We start from the raw sequence: 3,433 nt of genomic DNA, 5'->3' as shown, positions 1-3,433 counted from the left end.
GCCTGGACCCGCGACGATGCCGCCACGCTCGTGCAGGCGCTGGCCGCCAGCACCGCTGTCCCCGGGGTTTTTCCGCCGATCGAGATCGCCGGACGCCATTACATCGATGGTGGGGTGCGCTCCTCCATCAACGCCGACCTCGCCGCCGGAACGAGTTGCGTCTGCGCCCTCACCGGCCCGGGCGGGCCCCCTGCCCCCCCCCCGGCAGATTAACCCGGGGCGGGTGGGGGGCGGGCGGGGTGTGGGGGCCGGCGGGGGGGGGCGGGGGGGGGGCGGCGAGCGGCGTTCGAGGGTTTCGACAGGGATCGCGGCCGGTGGACCGTGGGCGTGTCGCCCCTGGACACTACGAGCCGGCCCGAGCGAGCCCAGTGGCGGTGGTATCGGCTGGGCCTGCGTGTTCGACTGCCGGAACTGGGACAGTGGCCGCAGTCGTGTTCCACCGCCGGAACCGGGCAAGTAGCCGCAGGCAGAGGGAACGGCACGGCCGAGCCCGCGATGAACACTCCCAGCGCGGCAGCGAGATCCGTACCGGGCAATGTGCCACCCACCAGCAGCAGTACACACTGTGCGAGCGCATCCACCAACAGCCCGGAAGTGGTCGCGCCCAACGGTCGTTGTCGCCGCACGCGAGCAGGCGGAGCAGCGCGTGTCGAGGGCGGAACAGTAGCGAAGGGGCCGGAAACTCGGCGGTACCGGCCGCGCCCACGATTGGGCGGTCAGCGCCCGGATCGTGCGCGAACTGGCGCTGATCGGCCGCCTCTTCACCAAGGCGGCGGACGGTTAGTCCGGGCCGCCACCACCGCCGGCCGTGGGCGGCGGGATGCGGACGACGCGGTCGTCGTTCGGAGTGGGCTGGCCGCCGTCGGATTTGTTCGCGGTGGAGACCCAGATGGTGCCGTCCATGGCCGGGCTGGCGCCGAGCATGCGGCCGTACTTGTTGGCGAAGAAAACGCTCGGGGGTGCGGTCACGGCGTAGGTCGTGGGGTCCGGTGCCGCCATGGCGAGGGCTTTCGCGTCGGTCAGGGCGATGGCGATGCCTTCGGGGGTGACGGCGCAGCCGGCGACTCCCGGACGGTCCGGCCAGGTCCACGCGGTGGTGGCGACACCGTCGGGGCCGATGCGCTGCAGGCGGTCCAGGGCGGGGGTGCGGTCGGTGACCCAGATCTGATCGCCGCCCAGGCAGATATCCCCGGCCGAACCGATACCCGATATCGCGACCTCGGTGGGTGCGTTCCCGTTCGAGGTGGGGTTCTTCACCCGCAGCAGTTTGCCCGCCGTACTGGCCGGATCCGCCGCGGCCGCCGGATCACCGGCATTACCGGTGAGCACCAGCATCTGGTCCGGTGACGTCCATTCGATGGCGCCGCGATTCCCGGTGGTGCCCTTCGGGATTCCCGTCAGGACCGGTTTCGGCGGGCCGCCGCCCTCGGCGATGCGGACCACCCGGTTATCGCTCGCGGTGGTGACGTAGGCGTAGAGCAGCCCGTCTTCGTGGTAGGTGGGGGAGATGGCGATATCACTCAGCCCGCCGTCGCCGGCGGGGTCCACGTCGACGCGGGCGACCTCGACCGGCGGCGCCTCCGGTGCCACCTTCAGGATGCGTCCGGTGCGGCGTTCGGTCACCAGCGCGTAGCCGCCCAGCTCGATCAGCCCGCCGGTGGTGTCCAGGCAGCTGACCACCACGGCCGGGTCGGGGTCGATACACGGACCGCTCGGCCGCGTGGTCGAGGATTCGGGACCCTGCTGTTTCGGGGGTTCGAGCTCCGCGGCGTCCAGAGTCGGTTCCTCGGTGAACGGGCTGGACGCGGAATCGTCGAAACGTGCGCACCCGCTGAGCAACAACGCCCCGCATACCAGCCCCACCGTCACGCGCCGCGCGCCAACCGACCTCATAACCCCCCAACGTAGTGGAAATCCCTCCGGTCGCGCCCCCACGCCCCCGCCCGCAGTGGACAGCCGCAGGTGGCCCGGGTGCTGCCAGAGGTGGCCGAGTGGCGCGGACACGCCGCGCATTCAGAGCGCCCGCGGCGCTGGATCGGCCTACTGTTGAAGGGTGAGTGCCAAGCCGAGAAACGGCTCCGCGCCGTCCGACTCCGCGCGGCCCGGTAACCCGTCCACCGCCGAACAGCGCGCGGTATCGACGACGGCGGGCGGGGTCGGCAGTCCCTACGATTTCCCCACCGGCCAGTTCCCCAAGGTGGCCATGACCAAGGAGATACCGGCGATGGCTTCTGTGTCCCCGGGCGATAAGCCGACCGATACCCCCGGCCCGAGCGGGCCGGCCGGAGTCGAGGACGACCGGACCTATTCCTACGCGAGCATCCCCCCGGCGGGCACCCAGCCCAACGGGGGCTTGCGCCGCCGCAACGGGGACGGTCGCCGCGGCACCCTCGATCTGGGCCTGTTCATCCTGCGTCTCGTGGTCGGCGGCACTTTCCTGTACCACGGCCTGCAGAAACTGGCGGGCTGGTTCGACGGGCCGGGCCTCGACGGCACCAAAGAGATGATGGAACAGGGCGGCTGGGATCACCCGTCCATCGCCGCCGCACTGGTCACCGCCGGTGAGGTGGGCGGTGGCATCCTGCTGATTCTGGGTCTGGCCACACCGCTTGCCGCCGGTGCGGTGCTCGCGGTGATCCTGAACGCCTGGATGTTCAAACAGGGAATGCACCCGGACTTCCAGTACAGCCAGGGGCCGGGCGCGGTCGAGTTGGACACCATTCTCGCCGGCGCCGCGATCGCCGTGATATTCACCGGCCCCGGCCGCTGGGCTCTGGACCGCGGCCGTAGCTGGGCCACCCGCCCCGGCTCCGGGTCCTTCGTGGTCCTGGTTCTCGCCTTCGCCGCCGCCATCTTCACCTACTGGTACCTCCAGGACGGCAACCCGCTCACCGGCATCGGCCCGTTCGAGTAGTTGTCACACGACGTCCCGCCGTTGCGGAGTTCATTACCCCGTACGGAGGTCGGCCCACCCACACGAGACCGGCGGCGCCGAGTTCAGCGAGGCCCTGCTAGGTTTCGGCCCGCCCCAGCTTTCCGTGCTCGATGCGATGCGGCGCAGCCGCGAGTGTCGAGTGCGGAAAGCAGGGGCCGAGGGGGCCGAAACCCGCGGCGCCCCCCGGGCCCCAAAAAAAAAACACCCCATCCGGGGGGCCGCCCCGGAGGGGGGGGGGGGCGGCGGGGGTGGCGGTGACCGTGATCGAAGAGACGTCCGCGCCCCTGCTGGGCGCGCTGGGCCCAGAGATGGGCGAGGTATTCGCCGATCTGCACCGGGAGCACGGCGTGGAGTTCCGGTTCGATGCGCGCGTCGAGTTCGGCATCATCGAGCCGGGACAACCAGCTGATGAGCACGATGACATCGCGGGCCTCCGCATCGGCCCGGACGGTACCGGCCGCGCGGCCTGCATCGAGCAGAAGTTCCACTGCCTGACCG

3 protein-coding genes and 1 pseudogene are annotated in these 3,433 nt (G+C 71.0%); 3 read left to right on the top strand and 1 reads right to left on the bottom strand.

Annotated elements, in window-relative coordinates; translation table 11 throughout:
* On the top strand, positions 1-213 hold a 213-nt coding region (locus QH196_RS00795; RefSeq protein WP_280413813.1), incomplete at its 5' end, for a patatin-like phospholipase family protein.
* Between the two features lie 567 nt (positions 214-780).
* On the opposite strand, the gene QH196_RS00790 is transcribed toward QH196_RS00795, so the two are convergent.
* On the bottom strand, positions 781-1,893 hold the full coding sequence (locus tag QH196_RS00790) for a PQQ-dependent sugar dehydrogenase (protein WP_280413812.1): 1,113 nt from the start codon (positions 1,891-1,893) through the stop codon (positions 781-783).
* A 160-nt stretch (positions 1,894-2,053) separates the two neighbouring features.
* Here QH196_RS00790 and QH196_RS00785 point away from each other — a divergent pair, with 160 nt between their 5' ends.
* Positions 2,054-2,914 carry a DoxX family protein gene (locus tag QH196_RS00785; RefSeq protein ID WP_280413811.1) on the top strand — a complete coding sequence of 287 codons (861 nt, stop codon included), beginning with the start codon at positions 2,054-2,056 and terminating at the stop codon, positions 2,912-2,914.
* A gap of 266 nt (positions 2,915-3,180) precedes the next feature.
* Positions 3,181-3,433 (top strand): annotated as a pseudogene (locus QH196_RS32430) (NAD-binding protein); the annotation flags it as partial.

The sequence above is a fragment of the Nocardia carnea genome (genome assembly GCF_029868325.1).
GTDB classification, from domain to species: Bacteria; Actinomycetota; Actinomycetes; order Mycobacteriales; family Mycobacteriaceae; genus Nocardia; species Nocardia carnea_C.
The sequence above is the reverse complement of the archived record's forward strand: the minus strand, read 5'-3'. Positions and strand labels throughout refer to the sequence as shown.

What these genes read in the sequence shown, in the direction of transcription:
- QH196_RS00790 (WP_280413812.1), bottom strand. Translation starts at nt 1,893, where the DNA reads ATGAGGTCGGTTGGCGCGCGGCGCGTGACGGTGGGGCTGGTATGCGGG.